Consider the following 18,816-nt stretch of genomic DNA (forward strand, 5'->3'; position numbering starts at 1 on the left):
GTTGGATCTTCTTCGGCTTTAGCTATTGCAGCGGCAATCTAAGTCGATGGCACATAAGTTGCTTACCTTAGTTTAAGCTCAGCGTGAGCTGGCAGTAACAGACTTAGGGGGCAATATGTCATCGGATATTCTGAATGTGGGTTTGCAAGGCGTACTCACTGCTCAGAAACAGTTAAATACAACTGGTCACAATATTACTAATGTGAACACCGATGGATATAGTCGTCAGTCCGTTATCCAAGGCACGAACACGCCAAGACGATATGGTGGTGAAACTTATGGTATGGGTGTGCATGTGGACAATGTTCGCCGCTCATGGGACCAGTTTGCCGTTAGCGAAATGAACACCTCCACCACCAGTTACGCCAATAAAAAAGATGTCGAAGAAAATCTACAAATGCTGGTGAGCATGTTGTCTTCAGTATCGTCGAAAAAAATCCCAGAAAATTTTAACGAATGGTTTGATGCGGTGAAAACGCTTGCCGATAGCCCGAACGACATGGGTGCACGTAAGATCGTGCTAGAAAAGGCGGAAATGATCACCAAGAGCATGAACGAGTTTCATGAGACGATCCGCCATCAGTCGGATGTGGCAAACGATAAGCTGAAGCTTGGCGTCGAACGTGTGAATGATTTGGCGTTGGAGCTGCGCGACTTACAACGTTTAATGTTGAAGTCTCCAGGGCCGCATAATGACTTGATGGATCAACATGAGAAGCTGATTGCCGAACTTTCTGATTACACCAAAGTGACCGTAACCCCTCGTAAGAATGGAGAAGGTTTCAACATTCTTATTGGCAATGGGCATACCTTGGTATCCGGTACTGAGGCCAGCAAATTGGCCATGATGGATGGTTACCCTGATGTCCATAAACACCGCTTGGCCATGATTGAAGGGAAAGGCATCAAAGCGATTACTAGTAAGGACATCGATGGCAAGATCGGCGCTTTTCTGGATATGCGTGACAACGAAATCCCCCATTTAATGGATGAGTTGGGTCGCATGGCTTCTGCTTTTACCTATGAGGTGAACAAACTTCAGTCTCAAGGGCTGGATTTACGTGGCGATGTGGGCCGCAATATCTTTACCGACATTAACTCTGAGAGCATCGCCAAATCGCGCATTGTGGCGTCTGGAGACTCCAAAGCGGACTTAGCGGCTTATATTGAAGATCCCAATCAGATAAAAGCGGGTGAATATTCACTGAAATATGACGGAAGTGATTATGTCATTACTCGCCCAAGTGGTGAGTCTCTCACTGTCCCTGTAGTTGGGGGCGCCATTGTATTAGACGGGATGCGCGTTGAAGTTCGTAATGATTTAGCGAGCGGAGAAAAGGTTTTGATTCGTCCAACTCGCCAAGCGGCAGCGCAAATGAAAATGGAAACCAATGACGCGAGAGAAATTGCAGCGCAAAGCTATGAAGCTTCAACGACATTTGCGCAGGGCAGCGCCAAGTTCAATATCCTCAAAGCAGGCCAGTTGCGAGAGTTTGAAGTTTTAGTTTCACCGCAAGGGAATCAGTTTGTTGTTACCGACACTAAAGGAAAACTGCTGACCCAGCCTAGCGATTATCCTCCTTCAGGGCCTGTTACCGTTCAGGGCACCACATTTGAATTAACTGGTGGCGCATTACCTAATGACAAATTCACGGCCAATCTTGTGCCATCTGAAGGTGATAACGGTAACTTGCTGAAAATGCAGAATCTTCAAACAGATAAAACACTCAATGGCAACGAATCCACGGTGTTGGATCTGTACAATAATCTCAGTACTGATGTTGGGTTGAGAACTGCCACGGCATCGCGTCTGACCGATATTTCCCGCTTAGAGAAAGAATCTGCTCAAGAGCGTATCGCATCGATCTCTGGGGTTAACCTGGATGAGGAAGCGGCCAATATGATGAAATTTCAGCAAACCTACATGGCTTCATCGAGAATTATGCAGGCCGCTAATGACACGTTTAACACCATTCTTCGGCTCAGGTAACGGGGGTAGAGTTGCATGATCAATCGTATTTCTAGCTTCCACAGTTATCAAGCAGTGCAAAATGATATCCGTCGTCAAGAAGCCAAAATACACCATAACCAAGAGCAATTGGCATCAGGTAAAAAGCTACTCACTGCGGGGGATGACCCTCTTGCTACGCACTACGTACAAGAGCTTGGCCAGCAATCTGAGCAAATTCGACAATACCTTAATGCCATTGTTTTGGTACGGAATCGTTTAGAGAATCACGAGGTGATCGTTTCTAATGCAGAGAAATTCACCGATGAATCGAAACGAACGGTGATGGAAATGATCAATGGCTCGCTGTCGAAAGAAGACCGTGAGGCCAAGACTCAAGAGTTGAGGGAGCTGGCTAATAATATGCTTGGCCTGTCCAATGTTCAGGATGAATCCGGTAACTATGTCTTTGCGGGAACTAAGCCTAAGAATCAACCTTTCTTTCGGGATAATGATGGCCAAGTCAGTTACAACGGTGACGACTACCAACGTAAGATGAAGGTATCGAATAGCTTGGATATGCCAGTGAACGATCCGGGCAGTAAAGTTTTTATGGAGATCACCAATCCCTATGGTGACTACGAGCCACAGTATCAATTGCAATCAGGTTCAGAACTCTTATTGTCCCGCGCGACAAATTTAGACGACGGTGACGACTCAACCTATAAAGTGACTTTTGTCGATATGGCGAACGGCAAGTTTGGTTATCAATTAGAGCAAAATGGCGGCGTGGTACAAGCCGGTGACTTTGATCCAGCCTCAGGCATCAAGTTCAATGACTTAACTATTCAAGTGAAAGGGCAGGTTACTGCCGGCGATAGCCTGACGCTAGAACCGAGAAAAACATTCAGCATATTCGATACATTGAAAGATTCGATTGAGTATTCGAAAGGCTCAGTGTCGGATGCGTCCAACACCGCTAAGTTGCAACAGGTCGTGGAAGAGTTTCATGCCGCCTTTATTCATTTGAACAAAGTGCACTCTGACATAGGCTCGCGTCTTAGTACCCTCGACTTCCAAGAGCAGCAACATGAAGACTTCAATATTTCTCTGGAAAAATCGAAAGGCAATTTTGAAGATTTGGATTATGCCCATGCGGTGATTGAATTTAACGAAAACTCAAGAGCGCTGCAGGCTTCGCAGCTCGCGTTCGGAAAAACCAAAGATTTAAGCTTGTTTAACTATATCTAATTGTTTGATGTAACTGCTGGCCTTCTGGCTAGGATCGCAGCGTTGTTCAATAAAAGAATTAACACAATACCCACCTTCTAATTTTTCACTTGGTCGCCTTATGAGCCACGCCATAAGCGCCCCACAATGACCAACAAATACGGTAGGAAAAGCGGCAATTCCGTGAGCGGCAATAAGCGGCAAGTGGCATTGCAGGGAAGTTGAGAGACAAGGTTGATAAAACTGACACCTTTCAACCTTATGAAAAATAAAGAAAAATTTAATTTTTAAATGAGTTTTCAATATTGGCATGCTACTTGTATTAACCAATATAGAGTATTAGAGCGGCAGTTCGGATTCGCAGAGTTCTCCGACATAGCCTTTACGGTCAGCACTTAACGATGTTACACGCTGGCCGCTTCGCAAGGAGTTGCGAACTCATTAGGGGTGCAAACTTATGACTATTACAGTAAATACCAACGTTTCAGCATTAACAGCTCAGCGTTATCTAAACAAGGCGACGGGCGAGCTTAACACGTCGATGGAGCGCTTATCTTCCGGTAATCGCATTAATAGTGCGAAAGACGATGCAGCAGGTCTACAAATATCCAACCGCTTAACTGCGCAGTCTAGAGGCTTAGATGTGGCAATGCGTAACGCGAATGACGGTATTTCTATTGCACAGACCGCTGAAGGGGCAATGAACGAGTCAACTAATGTGCTGCAAAGAATGCGGGATTTGGCACTGCAATCGGCGAATGGTACTAACTCCGCATCTGAAAGGCAGGCTCTGAATGAAGAATCAGAAGCTTTGGAAACTGAGTTAAACCGAATCGCGGAGACGACCTCATTTGGTGGTCGGAAACTTCTAAACGGAAGTTTTGGTGAATCAGCCTTTCAAATTGGTGCCAGTGCAGGTGAGGCGATGATTATCAGCTTGACTAGTATCCGAGCTGATGAGCCGAAAATGGGAGGGCAAGCCTTCATCGCAGAAAATGGTAAAACAGAAAGCTGGGGTGTCCCGCCTACAGCGAGAGATCTAAAGCTAGAGTTTACAGATAAAAAAGGCGAGCCTCAGACTATAGATATAAGCGCCAAACCGGGAGATGACATTGAAGAACTGGCCACTTATATTAACGGTCAGTCTCATATGATTCAAGCATCGGTCGATCAAGACGGAAAATTGCAGTTGTTTATGGCTGAACCCCATTTGCAAGGAAACCTCAATATGTCGGGTGGATTGGCGACGGAACTTGGGCTAAATGGTGGCCCAGGTAAGGCGACGACAGTGCGAGATGTGGACATTAGAAGCGTGGGTGGTGCGCAAAGTGCGATCTCTATAATTGATTCAGCACTGCGCTATGTGGACTCAGAGCGAGCAGAGCTTGGTGCGAAACAAAACAGATTAGGTCATAGTATCAATAACTTGGCTAATATCCAAGAAAACGTGGAAGCATCGAATAGCCGAATCAAAGATACAGATTTCGCGAAAGAAACCACCAACCTAACTAAAGCACAAATATTGCAACAGGCAGGTACATCGATACTTGCTCAAGCGAAACAGTTACCAAACTCTGCATTATCGTTATTGCAGTAGTAAAATGATGGCCTCATTAAGCGGTATTCAGACGTGGATTGTCGTGGGGTCTTCATTGGTAAAGCATGGTTATCATTAGTTACAGAGCTCTCTCACTTAATTGTTCTGTAAATAAAGTTAATCATGTACTCGGTCAGAAATAGGCGTTCATTTCTCTTGATCTCTATATTGGCGCTGACCTACCAAATAGCCCCCGTTCTCTCAAAGGCAGGGGCTTTTCTTTTTCCTGCAGTTTACCTTATCTGATTTACTGTCTTCTACAGAGTGGCTTCATAGTGGCGCTTCCGCTATGTTGACTAGTCTACAGATCCATACTTTTCACGACATAGCCCTATACCTGAGCTTCCAACGTTTATCATTGATGCTGACGTCGTGAAGTTGTTCTCTTGCTCTGACAATTCATACATCATTGAGAATGCTAAGTCATATCGGTTGCTAGTGGTGAAGTAGGTGATAGAGTTTCGTGAATTGCAATATAGGTGAAAGTAATCTAGTGACTAATTTAATGTTGCAACTTAGATTGGATGTTTATTTATCGATCATATGTTTTTAGTTGAATATATAGAAGTTTAAGGGAGCGGAATATAATAAAGTCATGTTTGCTTACATAAGCTGCCAATACTGTTTAGGCAAATCAGTCGTTTAGAAATTGCAGTTCCTTTCTTGATCCTTGTTAATTTTTATCTAATTAAATCAATACACTAAGGCTATATTCTCTGTTGCATGTACGAAACCTAAACGATTTCTTGCTCGGCCATTACGAGGAAAACTTTAGTTATTTTTGCCTAATTTGCTGCATGTGTCATATCACCATATGTTTTTATAACATTTTCGAGAATGAGCGAATTTTTATTTAAAGGATTTCTAATTGTTGTCGTTATTAAAGGTAACTTTGAGAGAACTCATTTGGATTTCCGAGACGTCGGAAACCGTTTGGCACTTTCGATTTATCGGAAAATCAACAGGAGAAATCACTATGGCAGTGAATGTAAATACAAATGTCTCTGCAATGACCGCACAGCGCTACTTAAACAGTGCTCAGTCTGCGCAGGAGACTGCAATGGAACGCTTGTCTTCCGGGTTCAGAATTAACAGTTCGAAGGATGACGCGGCGGGTTTGCAAATTTCGAACCGATTAACCTCACAAAGCCGTGGTTTAGATATCGCAGTGAGAAATGCTAATGATGGTATTTCTATCGCGCAAACTGCGGAAGGAGCGATGACAGAGAGTACGTCTATCCTGCAACGTATGCGAGACTTATCACTTCAATCAGCCAATGGTTCCAACTCAAAGTCAGAACGTGTGGCGATTCAGCAAGAAGTAGGTGCATTGAATAAAGAGCTGAATAGGATTGCAGAAACGACCTCATTCGGTGGTAAGAGACTTCTCAATGGTACTTTTGATACCAGTGCATTTCAGATTGGTGCTAATAGTGGTGAGGCACTAATGATCACCATGGCGGACATGCGCTCTGACAATGCCCATATGGGAGGAACTAGTTATGTTGCGGCAAATGGTAAGGATGCAAATTGGAAGGTGCAGCAAGGTGCAACTGACCTTAACATAGATTTTACTGATGATCAGGGTCAACAAAGGAATGTGGTCGTCAATGCGAAAGCAGGCGATGATATTGAGGAATTGGCGACCTACATCAATGGTCAAAATGATGCAGTAAACGCCTCAGTTAATGAAAATGGACAGCTACAAATTTACGCAGGTAAAACGAAGGTAGCTGGACCGGTGTCGTTTTCCGGAGGATTAGCTAATGACTTGTCAATGCAGCAAGGCAAGCAAGTTGATGTCGATAGTCTTGATGTTACGACTGTTGGGGGGGCGCAAGAAGCGGTTAGTGTGCTTGATTCAGCACTTAAGTATGTAGATAGCTCCCGAGCTGGGTTAGGTGCGGTTCAAAACAGGTTGAGTCATGCGATCAGCAACTTAGATAATATTAACGAAAATGTTAACGCGTCGAAGAGCCGAATCAAAGATACCGACTTTGCCAAAGAGACGACTGCGCTTACCAAGTCGCAGATCCTTACGCAAGCATCCAGTGCGGTTCTCGCACAGGCCAAGCAGGCTCCCACAACGGCCTTAGGGCTTCTTGGGTAAAGTATAATGTGAGAGTGAATAACCTGGCTGTAGCCGGGTTATTTTTTGCCTGAAATTTGGCATCTACTAATGATTTGATTCTATCTCAAAGCAGTATGTAGGCAGGATCGGTTCTGAAGTATTACAAATAGATAATCAAGAGAAAACTAGCTTACGACTAAGCAAAAAAATGGTAAAGATATAACAGATAGGGAATTAAGATTTTGGGATTTCTAGGATGGTGGCTACGACGGGATTCGAACCTGTGACCCCATCATTATGAGTGATGTGCTCTAACCAGCTGAGCTACGTAGCCATTCCTAAATATTCTATTTCTTGGGGGAAGAAATAGTGGCTGGGCTACCTGGATTCGAACCAGGGGATGGCGGCATCAAAAGCCGCTGCCTTACCACTTGGCGATAGCCCAACAGYTGACTGCATTATTTCAGCAAGTCTATTCTTCTCAGAATAATGGTGCGGAAGGAGAGACTTGAACTCTCACACCTTGCGGCGCCAGAACCTAAATCTGGTGCGTCTACCAATTCCGCCACTTCCGCATGTTTTGTAGTCTTCACTGATGATTGGTTAATCAATGAGACGTTGTACTTTTCTCTAAAACAATAGCTTTAAAAGAGAAATTGGCTGGGCTACCTGGACTCGAACCAGGGGATGGCGGCATCAAAAGCCGCTGCCTTACCACTTGGCGATAGCCCAACAGTTGACTGCATTATTTCAGCAAGTCTATTCTTCTCAGAATAATGGTGCGGAAGGAGAGACTTGAACTCTCACACCTTGCGGCGCCAGAACCTAAATCTGGTGCGTCTACCAATTCCGCCACTTCCGCATGTTTGTGGTCTTCGCTGATGATTGGTTAATCAACGAGACGTTGTTCTTCTCTTAATGATAGCATCAAAGAGAGATTGGCTGGGCTACCTGGACTCGAACCAGGGGATGGCGGCATCAAAAGCCGCTGCCTTACCACTTGGCGATAGCCCAACTGCAACAGCTTATTAATAAGCGTGTTTATTCCTTTAAGAATAATGGTGCGGAAGGAGAGACTTGAACTCTCACACCTTGCGGCGCCAGAACCTAAATCTGGTGCGTCTACCAATTCCGCCACTTCCGCATTATTCTAGGGACTTTCGACATGGTGCGGAAGGAGAGACTTGAACTCTCACACCTTACGGCGCCAGAACCTAAATCTGGTGCGTCTACCAATTCCGCCACTTCCGCGTGTCGATGTCCTATTCATAATCTGTCATATAGACAAATTATTGAATTATGGTGGCTACGACGGGATTCGAACCTGTGACCCCATCATTATGAGTGATGTGCTCTAACCAGCTGAGCTACGTAGCCTTAGTTTTGAGCGAGACAATATAATATAATCTCTCTCGTTGTGCCAACATTTTTTTAAATGTTCACACAAATAAAATTTGGCTGGGCTACCTGGATTCGAACCAGGGGATGGCGGCATCAAAAGCCGCTGCCTTACCACTTGGCGATAGCCCAACTATGACTGCTTTCGCGAGTCTAATCTTCCCAAAAGAATGGTGCGGAAGGAGAGACTTGAACTCTCACACCTTACGGCGCCAGAACCTAAATCTGGTGCGTCTACCAATTCCGCCACTTCCGCATTCTTTTTGTGCATGTTTCCATGGTTAGAAATGGTGGCTACGACGGGATTCGAACCTGTGACCCCATCATTATGAGTGATGTGCTCTAACCAGCTGAGCTACGTAGCCATTTCTAACTCCCCTCTGAGATGTGATATCTCGTTGGGAACGGGGCGCATTATGCGGAGTTGAGCGGATCTCGTCAACCGTTTTTTTTAATAAATTTGTATAAATATCTCGTTCGTTGTCTTTTTGAACAGAAAGGTGTGTTTGTAAGCTAAAGTAGTAAAAAAAACGGCAAGGAAACAAGAACCAGTGTGAGAAAGGAATGAAGGATAAATAGTAGAGAACAATATAAAAAGCCAGCGGTTAAGCTGGCTCTTAGATTCGGTTGGCGAGTTTTTACACGTTAAAACGGAAATGTACGACATCACCATCTTTGACAATGTAATCTTTCCCTTCTAATCGCCATTTACCCGCTTCTTTCGCGCCGCTTTCACCGTCGTACTGAATGAAATCGTCGTAGCCCACGACTTCCGCTCGGATGAAGCCTTTTTCAAAGTCGGTATGGATCTTACCCGCGGATTGTGGAGCCGTCGCACCGATAGGAATAGTCCAAGCGCGAACTTCTTGTACGCCAGCAGTAAAGTAGGTTTGTAGCGTCAATAGATCGTAGCCAGAGCGAATCACTCGATTCAAACCTGGTTCTTCGATGCCCATATCGGCTAGGAATTCTTCGCGATCTTCGTCATCTAGTTCAGAGAGTTCAGATTCAATGGCGGCGCAAACTGGAACGACAACATTATTTTCTTTCTCTGCGAACTCGCGTACAGCATCGAGATAAGGGTTGTTTTCGAAGCCATCTTCGTTGACATTGGCGATGTACATGGTTGGTTTTAACGTTAAGAAGTTAAGGTAGCCGATTGCTGCTAACTCTTCTTTACTTAATTCAACGGTTCTTGCCATGCCACCTTCGGTAAGGATAGGAAGCATTTTTTCAAGTACGGTGACTTCAAATTTGGCATCTTTGTCGCCGCCTTTGGCTTTCTTGGCATTGCGCTGCAGAGCACGCTCACATGAATCAAGATCGGCTAAAGCTAGCTCTAAATTGATGACTTCGATATCTTCAATCGGCGATACTTTACCTGAAACGTGAATAATGTTTTCGTTCTCAAAACAGCGCACAACGTGGCCAATCGCATCCGTTTCACGGATGTTAGCCAGGAATTTGTTACCTAAGCCTTCGCCTTTTGATGCACCAGCAACTAAGCCTGCGATATCCACAAATTCCATCGTGGTTGCCAGGATTTTCTTTGGGTTTACAATTTTAGCCAGTGCGTCTAGACGTAAATCTGGCACAGGTACGATGCCTGTGTTTGGCTCGATAGTGCAGAATGGGAAGTTTGCCGCTTCGATTCCCGCTTTAGTCAATGCATTAAACAGTGTCGATTTGCCCACATTTGGTAGGCCAACAATGCCACATTTAAATCCCATGATAATAACCTTTATTCAGCTTTGAACGTATGTAGTCGATTTTGTGCCTTGGCTAAACCATCTTTTAGCAAAATATCTAAGCTGCGTACCGATTCGTCGACTACGGCATCTAGACATTCTTGTTCTTTAGCGGGCGCTTTGCCCAGCACATAACCTGATACTCTATCTTTATGCCCAGGATGGCCAATGCCAATCCGCAGGCGGTAAAATTCTTTGTTGTTGCTCAGTTTACTGATTGTGTCTCTGAGTCCATTGTGGCCGCCATGGCCGCCACCTTTTTTAAATTTCGCGATACCCGGTGGTAGGTCGAGTTCATCGTGCGCGACCATGATCTCTTCTGGAAGGATCTGATAAAACTTCGCTAACGCCGAGATTGCCTTCCCCGACAAATTCATGAAGGTCGTTGGGATGAGCAAGCGCAAGTCTTGTCCATTGACCATGATACGTCCGGTTAAGCCATAAAACTTGGTGTCATTTTTTAAGATAACATTGTGGTTTCTGGCTAGCTCTTCCACTACCCATGCACCTGCGTTATGTCGAGTTTGTTTATACTCAGGGCCAGGGTTGGCCAGTCCGACAAGAAGTTTTATTTGTTGGCTCAATGTTAGGATCTCTCTAGGAACTCAAAAAGCGCGCTATCATAGCATATATAACCAACCAACATGAAGATGCTTATTTGGGCAGCTTTTCGGTTGGCGAAGCGTTGATACTATTGGCGCGATTTGTATCGGGGGCGGAAATAAAAAAGCACCTCATAACATTATGAAGTGCTTTGGCATTTCAGCGTTTGGTACGATGAATGAGCTATAACAATCTGCTCATTAACGAAACATGGCTGAGATAGATTCTTCGTTGCTGATACGGCGAATGGCTTCAGCCAGCATGCGTGATAGGCTCAAGGTGGTGACCTTGCCAGTTTTCAGCATTTTATCTGCAACAGGAATCGAATCAGTAATGATGACTTGGTCTAGCACAGAGTTTTTGATGTTTTCTGCAGCATTGCCAGAGAACACGGCGTGCGTTGCATAAGCAAAAACTCGCTTAGCGCCACGCTCTTTTAGTGCTTCAGCTGCTTTACATAATGTGCCGCCAGTATCAATCATGTCATCGACGATCACACAGTCACGACCTTCGACATCACCAATGAGGTTCATCACTTCAGAAACGTTGGCACGAGGACGACGCTTGTCAACGATGGCGATATCAATATCATCTAGCGCTTTTGCGGTTGCGCGAGCTCGAACAACACCGCCTAGATCAGGAGATACCACGACTGGGTTTTCCAAGCCACGGTTTTTCATGTCCTCTAGCAGTACTGGAGTGCCGAAGATGTTGTCGACAGGGACATCGAAGAAACCTTGAATTTGCTCAGCGTGCAAATCAATGGTTAAAACACGATCGACACCAACGTTAGATAGGAAGTCTGCGACCACTTTTGCGGTAATAGGAACACGGGCTGAACGCACGCGTCTATCTTGACGGGCATAGCCGAAATATGGAATGACGGCAGTAATACGGCCAGCTGAAGCACGGCGCATTGCATCAATCATGACCACTAACTCCATTAGGTTGTCGTTAGTTGGTGCGCAAGTTGATTGAATAATGAATACATCACTACCACGAACATTTTCGTTGATTTGCACTGCGACTTCTCCATCGGAGAAACGATCAACAGCGGCATCACCAAGAGAGATGTATAGACGGTCAGCAATACGTTGGGCTAGTTCAGGTGTTGCGTTACCAGCAAATAGCTTCATATCAGGCACGGTAGAAACCTCAGGGTTGCGTCCAGTTTTTAAATAGAATGGTTGTGGGCTGATTGGTATTCAGCCAGCCTCTGCGTCAATGGTGACAGATTTCGCCCTTGAGCGACAAACGCAGAGACAGTGTCAGGAAGTCGAGTATAGAGAGATTCTGCTTCAGATCTGCTCTCAAATTCCGAAAATATACAGGAACCTGTCCCCGTCAATCTTGACGGCGCGTATTGTAGCAGCCATGAAAGTTGCTTATCAACCTCTGGGTACAGCATTCGCACAATTTTTTCGCAATCGTTTACGTATGGCTGCGACAATATAAAGTCTAGAGGCAATTTTGTTGTATCGCGAGTAAGGTTAGGGTGTTGGAATATTTCAGCGGTCGATATACTCACATTTGGGCGAACGACTAAATACCACTTTTCATCAGGTTCTGTTGGAGTGAGCTGTTCTCCAACACCTTCAGCAAAAGCAGAGAAGCCACGAACAAACACGGGCACATCGGCACCAAGTGGTAAAGCAAGCGCTGCTAACTCGTCATCTGACAATTGTGTTTGCCATAAATGATTCAGTGCGACCAGGGTCGTAGCTGCGTTGGATGAGCCGCCTCCAATCCCTCCTCCCATCGGTAATATTTTCTCTAGCTCAATGTGCGCGCCAAACGGACAACCGGTTGCTTGCTTAAGTGCGTTGGCCGCTTTCCAGATCAGGTTTTCTTCTAGAGATACCCCAGGGATTGCAGGGCTAAGAGAAATTTCTCCTGAATTGTTGGCGAGAATTGAAAGTGTATCGCCGTGATCTAGAAACTGAAATAGGGTTTGCAGCTCGTGGTAGCCAGAACTAAGCTTGCCATTAATATAGAGAAATAAATTCAGTTTGGCGGGAGAGGGCCACTGAGTCGTTTGTGCGATCATTGCTTGAGAACCCATTTTGAAATCACAATATTGAGTGTGGTTGAACCTTGCTTAAGTGACAGCTGGCTCGGTAGCGGCAGAGTTTTTCCGGCAAAGGTTTCATCGGTGTAGCTTTTGTAAGTTAAAGCCCACTGTTCCCCATTGATCTCCTTAGACAAAGACGCAAGGGTATTAGTGATATTTTGTTGGTATTGATCCGCCCCTGTAGGCTGGCCGAGGAGCCAATTTTGTAATTGGGCGACTGGGATAGATAATCCGGTTAAGCGAGAAACAAGTATTCTTGGGTCGTGGTTTTGATAGGTATTGCCATTGTATGTGGTGACTTTTGATCCTTGTGGAGTCATCGTCAAGTTCAATACGGATTGACCTAAAAAGGTGGTGAGGCGCAGTTGGCTACGAGTAGGGCTGTGCTTCCACTGAAAATAGAGGGATTGCTTCTGTGATGGCGATAAGTAGGTTAGCTTTCCTGTCGCTCGATAGCTATGGATGGCTGAGAGTTGCTGCTGTTGTGCTTGCCATTGCACATTTGTCTGGCTTTTCGGTAGTGTGCTGCAGCCAGACACGATAAAGAGGACCGAAACCAATAGAAACAGTTTTTTCAGCGATCTCATATGTGCTCGCAATTCATACAGTTTATCAGTGAGTTTACCCGCTACTATATCATTGAATTTAAGAAGCGATGAAAACAAATCACGCTTGCTCTTTTAATACACTAGGGCATAAAGTAAAATTGCCAGCTTATTCCACCATTCCAACCCAGAGAAACCTGCACACATGTCCTTGCTCGCTATTGGTATCAATCACAATACAGCGTCGGTAGAGCTGCGCGAAAAAGTGGCATTTGGCCCAGATAAGTTATCTGAAGCGCTGAAACAGCTTACGGCAAATGAGTACGTTAACGGTAGCGTTATCCTTTCTACGTGTAACCGAACCGAGGTGTATTGCGACGTTAAGCCAGCAAGCAAGAGCCGAGTGATCGACTGGTTGATTCAGTTTCATCAAGTGAACCCTGAAGATATTAAGCCTTGTTTATACGTGCATGAAGAGCAAGCCGCAATTAAGCATTTGATGCGGGTGGCATGTGGTTTGGACTCTTTGGTCTTAGGTGAGCCGCAAATCTTGGGGCAGGTTAAACAAGCCTACACGGATGCGAAGGAACACCAAGCGGTTGACCCATCAACAGAGAAACTGTTTCAAAAGACTTTCTCTGTTGCAAAGCGGGTAAGAACGGAAACGGAGATTGGTGGTAGTGCGGTGTCTGTTGCCTATGCCGCTTGTACTTTAGCTAAGCAGATCTTTGAGTCACTGGCAGATCTCACCGTCATGTTAGTCGGTGCTGGGGAAACCATTGAATTGGTGGCGAAGCATTTATCGGGACACGGTTGCCGTAAAATCATTGTTGCCAACCGCACGAAAGAACGTGCCTTGGCCTTGGCAGAATCGTTTGCAGGGCATGTGATCACGTTAAACGAGATCCCTGAGCACCTGTATGAAGCGGATATTGTGATTAGTTCTACGGCCAGCCCTCTGCCGATCATCGGTAAAGGTATGGTTGAAAGTGCTCTGAAAGCACGTCGTTATCAGCCAGTGTTGTTGGTCGATATTGCGGTGCCGAGAGATATCGAGCCACAAGTTTCTGAGCTTAGCGACGCTTACCTGTATAGTGTCGATGACTTACAATCTATCGTTGATGGCAATATCGAGCAGCGTAAAGTGGAAGCCGTACAAGCTGAAGCGATTGTCAGTGAAGAAAGCGCTGCTTTTATGAGTTGGATGCGTTCTTTGCATGCTGTCGACAGTATCCGAGAGTACCGTACGTCGTCGAACTCTATACGTGAAGAGCTGTTGAGCAAAAGTCTGCAGGCACTCGCGTTGGGGCAAGACCCAGAGAAAGTATTGCTCGAGCTTAGCAACAAGCTGACTAATAAATTGATTCACGCGCCAACTCGAGCATTGCAGAAGGCTGCCGAGCAAGGTGAACCTAGTAAATTGACAGTGATCCGTCAAAGCTTAGGCTTAGACGAAACACAATAATTAAATCTATTTTTGAGTAAAAGTAATCCTATGAAAGCGTCGATATTAGTGAAACTTGAAACCTTAGTTGAACGTTATGAAGAAGTTCAACATCTTCTTGGTGACCCCGGTGTCATTGGAGATCAAAATAAGTTTCGAGCTCTATCCAAAGAGTACTCTCAATTAGAAGAAGTGACTAAGTGCTTTCAGTCGTATCAACAGGCGCAAGAAGATTTTGCCGCTGCTGAAGAAATGGCTCAAGAAGATGACGCTGAAATGCGTGAAATGGCCCAAGAAGAAATGAAAGAAGCTAAGTCTGCGATAGCAAATTTGGCTGATGAACTGCAAATTTTATTACTGCCGAAAGATCCTAATGATGAGCGCAACTGTTTCCTAGAGATCCGTGCTGGCGCTGGTGGTGATGAGGCCGGAATTTTCGCGGGAGATTTGTTCCGCATGTACAGCCGATTTGCTGAAAAGAAAGGCTGGCGCGTTGAAGTGATGTCTGCGAACGAATCGGAACATGGCGGCTACAAAGAAATGATCGCAAAAGTGAGCGGTGATGCCGTGTATGGTGTACTGAAGTTTGAATCTGGTGGCCATCGCGTACAACGTGTTCCGGCGACAGAATCACAAGGCCGAGTGCACACTTCGGCGTGTACTGTAGCGATTATGCCTGAGATCCCTGAAGCTGAAATCCCAGAAATTAAAGCTAGCGATTTAAAAATTGATACCTTCCGCGCGTCAGGCGCAGGTGGTCAGCACGTCAACACGACGGACTCTGCCATTCGTATTACTCACTTGCCAACTGGCACTGTGGTTGAATGCCAAGATGAACGTTCACAGCATAAGAACAAAGCGAAAGCGATGTCGGTGTTGGCGGCGAGAATTATTCAAGCAGAAGAAGCAAAACGTGCCGCGGAGGTGTCGGATACACGCCGCAACCTACTTGGCTCTGGCGATCGCAGCGATAGAATCCGTACGTATAACTACCCGCAAGGCCGAGTATCAGATCATCGAATTAACCTTACCTTATACCGTCTAACAGAGGTGATGGAAGGCGACCTGCAAAGTTTGGTTGATCCGGTCATTCAAGAATACCAAGCCGATCAGCTTGCTGCGCTAGCAGAGAACCACTAGAGCATGTCTCTACCGTCGATTGAAGCCGCATTACGTAATGCGGCTGAATGCCTCACGACAAGTGGCAGTGATTCTGCAAAAATTGATGCCGCGGTACTCCTCTGCCACGCATTGGCGAAGCCTCGCAGTTATTTGCTGACATGGCCAGAAAAGGTGCTTACTCAGGAGCAATTCTCTGCATTTGAGAGTTTGCTTGAGCAAAGAGCGTCGGGAAAACCGGTCGCTTACATAGTCGGGGAACGAGAGTTTTGGTCTTTGGCATTGAAAGTGTCACCTTCTACCTTAATCCCAAGACCAGATACTGAACGCTTAGTTGAAGTCGCTTTGCAGTATTTAGAAAATAACGCTGGCAAGGTATTGGATTTAGGCAGTGGTACTGGTGCTATCGCATTAGCGATTGCTTCGGAGCGTACCGACCTGCAGGTGATCGGAGTAGATTTGCAGCCAGAAGCGGCGGCGCTAGGCAAAGAAAATGCCGAAAAGCATTCGATTAAAAACGCAGAGTTTCGCTGTGGCAGTTGGTTTGATCCAGTGAAGCCTGACGAAAAATTTTTACTTATTGTTTCCAATCCTCCATATATCGACGAACAAGACCCGCATTTAAGCCAAGGCGATGTTAGGTTTGAACCTGCTTCAGCACTTGTTGCAGCAGAGCAGGGTTTAGCCGATATACGTCACATCGCGAGCGAAGCATTGGCCTTTTTGGCTGCAAATGGTTGGATTGCGTTTGAACACGGTTATGCTCAAGGGGCGGCGGTAAGGCAGTTACTACTCGATCTTGGTTATAGCAATGTAGTCACAGAGCAAGATTACGCTGGGCAAGATCGCGTGACATCAGGACAATATTTAGCGGAATGAGCATAGGAAGACATTCATGTACGAAATTGTAAAGGCTATTCACTTACTTACCATTGCCATTAGTGCGGCGATGTTAACGATACGCTATGGGTTGATCATGGCCGATTCTGCGTGGATAAATAAGAAGTTTTTTAAGATTTTCCCCCACGTTAATGACACATTATTATTGTTATCTGGCGTTGCTCTGATTGCGATTACCGGTTTCATTCCATTTACCCCAGCAGCCCCGTGGCTGACTGACAAGCTCATGTGTGTATTGGCTTATATTGCGCTTGGTGTATTTGCTATCAAAATGGGTAAGAATAAACTGATTCGGTCACTGGCGTTTTTTGGCGCACTGGGCTGGCTGGCGATTGCGGGTAAGATTGCAGTTACCAAAGCTCCATTCTTTTTTAGTTAAGGCTAAGGTTTTATTCAATGTTTGATTTATTCGATGAAGACCTAGATGAGATGGATTTGGTTCATGGCGCATTAGCTTTGAATAAATCCATCAATCCGGAAACTAAGTCTGACTGGGCGCAAGGTGAACTCGACCGTTTGTTTACTGAAGCTGAATTGGCTTTGGCGCATGAAAATGATGAACAGCTTCGCTTTACTGCTTTTTTGCGTTTGTTCTATTGTGAGTGGGGATTTCAAGGTAACAAAGAGGCTTACTATGATTCTAAGAACGCGTTCGTTGATACAGTTCTTAAAGAACGTCAAGGTATCCCAGTTAGCTTAGGTGCGGTTGTTCTTTTTCTAGGACAAAAGCTGGGCTTTCCGTTAGAAGCGGTGGCATTCCCAACTCAGTTATTGATTAAGGTACGTTGGCACGGTGAACCTGCACGCTTTCTGAATCCGTTTGATGGTGACTATGTCACTAAGCATACGTTAAAAGCATGGCTTATTGGCCACAGCGGGCAGTTTGCTTCAGTGAAAGCCAAGGATTTAGAAGCAACCGACAACCCGACCATCATTGGGCGTTGGTTGGCGCTGATTAAAACGGCGTTGCTGCGAGAAGAGCATTATACATTGGCGCTGCGTTGTACCGACTTAGCATTGACCTTTGTGCCTGACGATCCTTATGAAATTCGTGACCGTGGCTTTATATATCAGCAGCTTGATTGCCATAAAGTGGCCCTTACGGACTATCAATACTTTATTGATCAGTGCCCTAATGATCCCGCAGCTGAACTGCTAAAAAGTCAAGTTAACGCGATGAGCCGAACGCCCGTCGTTGTGCATTAACATTATTGAAGAGATTACAGCATGCAACAAAAAATCGTTAATATCGGTGATATCCCTGTCGCAAACGACAAACCGTTTACTTTGTTTGCGGGAATGAACGTATTGGAATCGAGAGATTTGGCAATGCGCATCTGCGAGCACTATGTCACTGTGACCGACAAATTGAATATTCCTTATGTGTTTAAGGCATCGTTCGACAAGGCAAACCGTAGTTCAGTGCATTCTTACCGAGGCCCGGGCTTGGAAGAAGGTATGAAAATCTTCCAAGAAATTAAAGACACGTTTGGTGTGAAAATCATCACCGATATTCACACAGAAGAGCAGGCTCAGCCAGTATCGGAAGTGGTTGATGTTATTCAGTTACCAGCATTTCTTGCACGCCAAACTGACCTCGTTCAAGCGATGGCTCGCACGGGCGCTGTCATTAACGTTAAAAAACCTCAGTTCATGAGCCCAGGTCAAGTAGGTAACATTGTTGAGAAATTTGCCGAGTGCGGCAACGATCAAGTGATCTTATGTGAACGGGGCTCTTGCCTTGGTTACGATAACTTGGTTGTCGACATGCTTGGCTTTGGTGTGATGAAAAAATCCACCAATGGCAGCCCAATTATTTTTGACGTGACACACGCATTGCAAATGCGCGATCCTTCAGGTTCGGCATCGGGTGGCCGACGCGAGCAGACGGTTGAACTTGCCAAAGCAGGTTTAGCTACGGGTATCGCAGGACTATTTCTTGAAGCGCATCCTAATCCAGAACAAGCACGTTGTGATGGGCCATCTGCGCTGCCACTAGATAAACTAGAGCCGTTTCTTGCCCAAATGAAAACACTAGACGATCTTATCAAAAGCTTCGAGCATATAGATATCAGCTAGTCTTAACTTGAATTCGAAACCGGCTTTTATTGCCGGTTTTTTTTCATCTGCATATCGAAAACT

At 45.4% G+C, this 18,816-nt stretch carries 16 protein-coding genes and 12 tRNA genes; 10 read left to right on the top strand and 18 right to left on the bottom strand.

The window, feature by feature from the left end; all coding sequences use genetic code 11:
• The first annotated feature begins 115 nt into the window (after positions 1 to 115).
• Both flgK and flgL read left to right on the top strand, forming a co-directional pair.
• On the top strand, positions 116 to 1,990 hold the full coding sequence (gene flgK, locus L4C34_RS10765; protein WP_428789350.1) for a flagellar hook-associated protein FlgK: 1,875 nt from the start codon (positions 116 to 118) through the stop codon (positions 1,988 to 1,990).
• A gap of 15 nt (positions 1,991 to 2,005) precedes the next feature.
• Positions 2,006 to 3,199, top strand: a complete 1,194-nt coding sequence (gene flgL, locus L4C34_RS10770) for a flagellar hook-associated protein FlgL (protein WP_428789351.1) — start codon at positions 2,006 to 2,008, stop codon at positions 3,197 to 3,199.
• Here the strand turns inward: flgL and L4C34_RS10775 are convergent.
• Positions 3,176 to 3,490: a hypothetical protein gene (locus tag L4C34_RS10775; protein WP_428789352.1), complete on the bottom strand. Its 315-nt coding sequence runs from the start codon at positions 3,488 to 3,490 to the stop codon at positions 3,176 to 3,178. The two genes, flgL and L4C34_RS10775, sit on opposite strands and share 24 nt — an antisense overlap.
• Before the next feature lie 145 nt (positions 3,491 to 3,635).
• On the opposite strand from L4C34_RS10775, the gene L4C34_RS10780 reads away from it, so the two are divergent.
• Together L4C34_RS10780 and L4C34_RS10785 are read left to right on the top strand one after the other, a co-directional pair.
• Complete coding sequence (locus tag L4C34_RS10780) at positions 3,636 to 4,775, top strand: flagellin (RefSeq protein WP_428789353.1); 1,140 nt, start codon at positions 3,636 to 3,638, stop codon at positions 4,773 to 4,775.
• A gap of 976 nt (positions 4,776 to 5,751) precedes the next feature.
• Positions 5,752 to 6,885, top strand: coding sequence for a flagellin (locus L4C34_RS10785; RefSeq protein ID WP_428789354.1), 1,134 nt, complete (start codon positions 5,752 to 5,754; stop codon positions 6,883 to 6,885).
• Positions 6,886 to 7,103: 218 nt separating this feature from the next.
• Here the strand turns inward: L4C34_RS10785 and L4C34_RS10790 are convergent.
• The 17 genes from L4C34_RS10790 to lolB form a co-directional block, all read right to left on the bottom strand.
• A tRNA-Met gene (locus L4C34_RS10790) sits at positions 7,104 to 7,180 on the bottom strand.
• Between the two features lie 36 nt (positions 7,181 to 7,216).
• Positions 7,217 to 7,291 (bottom strand) — tRNA-Gln (locus tag L4C34_RS10795).
• Positions 7,292 to 7,336: 45 nt separating this feature from the next.
• Positions 7,337 to 7,421 (bottom strand) — tRNA-Leu (locus L4C34_RS10800).
• 82 nt (positions 7,422 to 7,503) lie between these two features.
• Positions 7,504 to 7,578, bottom strand: a tRNA-Gln gene (locus tag L4C34_RS10805).
• A 45-nt stretch (positions 7,579 to 7,623) separates the two neighbouring features.
• A tRNA-Leu gene (locus L4C34_RS10810) sits at positions 7,624 to 7,708 on the bottom strand.
• Positions 7,709 to 7,785: 77 nt separating this feature from the next.
• A tRNA-Gln gene (locus tag L4C34_RS10815) sits at positions 7,786 to 7,860 on the bottom strand.
• Positions 7,861 to 7,905: 45 nt separating this feature from the next.
• Positions 7,906 to 7,990, bottom strand: a tRNA-Leu gene (locus tag L4C34_RS10820).
• A gap of 22 nt (positions 7,991 to 8,012) precedes the next feature.
• A tRNA-Leu gene (locus L4C34_RS10825) sits at positions 8,013 to 8,097 on the bottom strand.
• Positions 8,098 to 8,146: 49 nt separating this feature from the next.
• A tRNA-Met gene (locus L4C34_RS10830) sits at positions 8,147 to 8,223 on the bottom strand.
• A gap of 78 nt (positions 8,224 to 8,301) precedes the next feature.
• Positions 8,302 to 8,376: transfer RNA gene (locus L4C34_RS10835), tRNA-Gln, on the bottom strand.
• Positions 8,377 to 8,415: 39 nt separating this feature from the next.
• Positions 8,416 to 8,500 (bottom strand) — tRNA-Leu (locus L4C34_RS10840).
• A gap of 32 nt (positions 8,501 to 8,532) precedes the next feature.
• Positions 8,533 to 8,609 (bottom strand) — tRNA-Met (locus tag L4C34_RS10845).
• Between the two features lie 273 nt (positions 8,610 to 8,882).
• A complete protein-coding gene (gene ychF / locus L4C34_RS10850; RefSeq protein ID WP_428789355.1) occupies positions 8,883 to 9,974 on the bottom strand; it encodes a redox-regulated ATPase YchF in 1,092 nt (363 codons plus the stop codon).
• Between the two features lie 11 nt (positions 9,975 to 9,985).
• Positions 9,986 to 10,576 (bottom strand): aminoacyl-tRNA hydrolase, encoded by a 591-nt coding sequence (gene pth / locus L4C34_RS10855; RefSeq protein WP_428789356.1) that lies wholly within the window; start codon positions 10,574 to 10,576, stop codon positions 9,986 to 9,988.
• Positions 10,577 to 10,795: 219 nt separating this feature from the next.
• A complete protein-coding gene (locus L4C34_RS10860) occupies positions 10,796 to 11,740 on the bottom strand; it encodes a ribose-phosphate pyrophosphokinase (protein WP_428789357.1) in 945 nt (314 codons plus the stop codon).
• Positions 11,741 to 11,769: 29 nt separating this feature from the next.
• Positions 11,770 to 12,642 (bottom strand): 4-(cytidine 5'-diphospho)-2-C-methyl-D-erythritol kinase, encoded by an 873-nt coding sequence (gene ispE / locus L4C34_RS10865; RefSeq protein ID WP_428789511.1) that lies wholly within the window; start codon positions 12,640 to 12,642, stop codon positions 11,770 to 11,772.
• Positions 12,639 to 13,253 (bottom strand): lipoprotein insertase outer membrane protein LolB, encoded by a 615-nt coding sequence (lolB, locus tag L4C34_RS10870; RefSeq protein ID WP_428789358.1) that lies wholly within the window; start codon positions 13,251 to 13,253, stop codon positions 12,639 to 12,641. The genes ispE and lolB overlap by 4 nt, the downstream gene beginning before the upstream one ends.
• Before the next feature lie 163 nt (positions 13,254 to 13,416).
• Here lolB and hemA point away from each other — a divergent pair, with 163 nt between their 5' ends.
• The 6 genes from hemA to kdsA are packed head-to-tail and all read left to right on the top strand — an operon-like array spanning position 13,417 to position 18,753.
• Entirely contained in the window at positions 13,417 to 14,676 is a 1,260-nt protein-coding gene (gene hemA, locus L4C34_RS10875) for a glutamyl-tRNA reductase (RefSeq protein WP_428789359.1), read from the top strand.
• A gap of 30 nt (positions 14,677 to 14,706) precedes the next feature.
• On the top strand, positions 14,707 to 15,795 hold the full coding sequence (prfA, locus tag L4C34_RS10880; protein ID WP_428789360.1) for a peptide chain release factor 1: 1,089 nt from the start codon (positions 14,707 to 14,709) through the stop codon (positions 15,793 to 15,795).
• Between the two features lie 3 nt (positions 15,796 to 15,798).
• Positions 15,799 to 16,653: a peptide chain release factor N(5)-glutamine methyltransferase gene (gene prmC / locus L4C34_RS10885; protein ID WP_428789361.1), complete on the top strand. Its 855-nt coding sequence runs from the start codon at positions 15,799 to 15,801 to the stop codon at positions 16,651 to 16,653.
• Between the two features lie 16 nt (positions 16,654 to 16,669).
• Complete coding sequence (locus L4C34_RS10890; protein WP_428789362.1) at positions 16,670 to 17,053, top strand: SirB2 family protein; 384 nt, start codon at positions 16,670 to 16,672, stop codon at positions 17,051 to 17,053.
• 17 nt (positions 17,054 to 17,070) lie between these two features.
• Positions 17,071 to 17,880 carry a SirB1 family protein gene (locus L4C34_RS10895; protein WP_428789363.1) on the top strand — a complete coding sequence of 270 codons (810 nt, stop codon included), beginning with the start codon at positions 17,071 to 17,073 and terminating at the stop codon, positions 17,878 to 17,880.
• 21 nt (positions 17,881 to 17,901) lie between these two features.
• Positions 17,902 to 18,753, top strand: coding sequence for a 3-deoxy-8-phosphooctulonate synthase (gene kdsA / locus L4C34_RS10900; RefSeq protein WP_428789364.1), 852 nt, complete (start codon positions 17,902 to 17,904; stop codon positions 18,751 to 18,753).
• The last annotated feature ends 63 nt before the right edge of the window (positions 18,754 to 18,816 follow it).

It is taken from the genome of Vibrio profundum, from assembly GCF_050337555.1.
Taxonomy (GTDB): domain Bacteria; phylum Pseudomonadota; class Gammaproteobacteria; order Enterobacterales; family Vibrionaceae; genus Vibrio; species Vibrio profundum.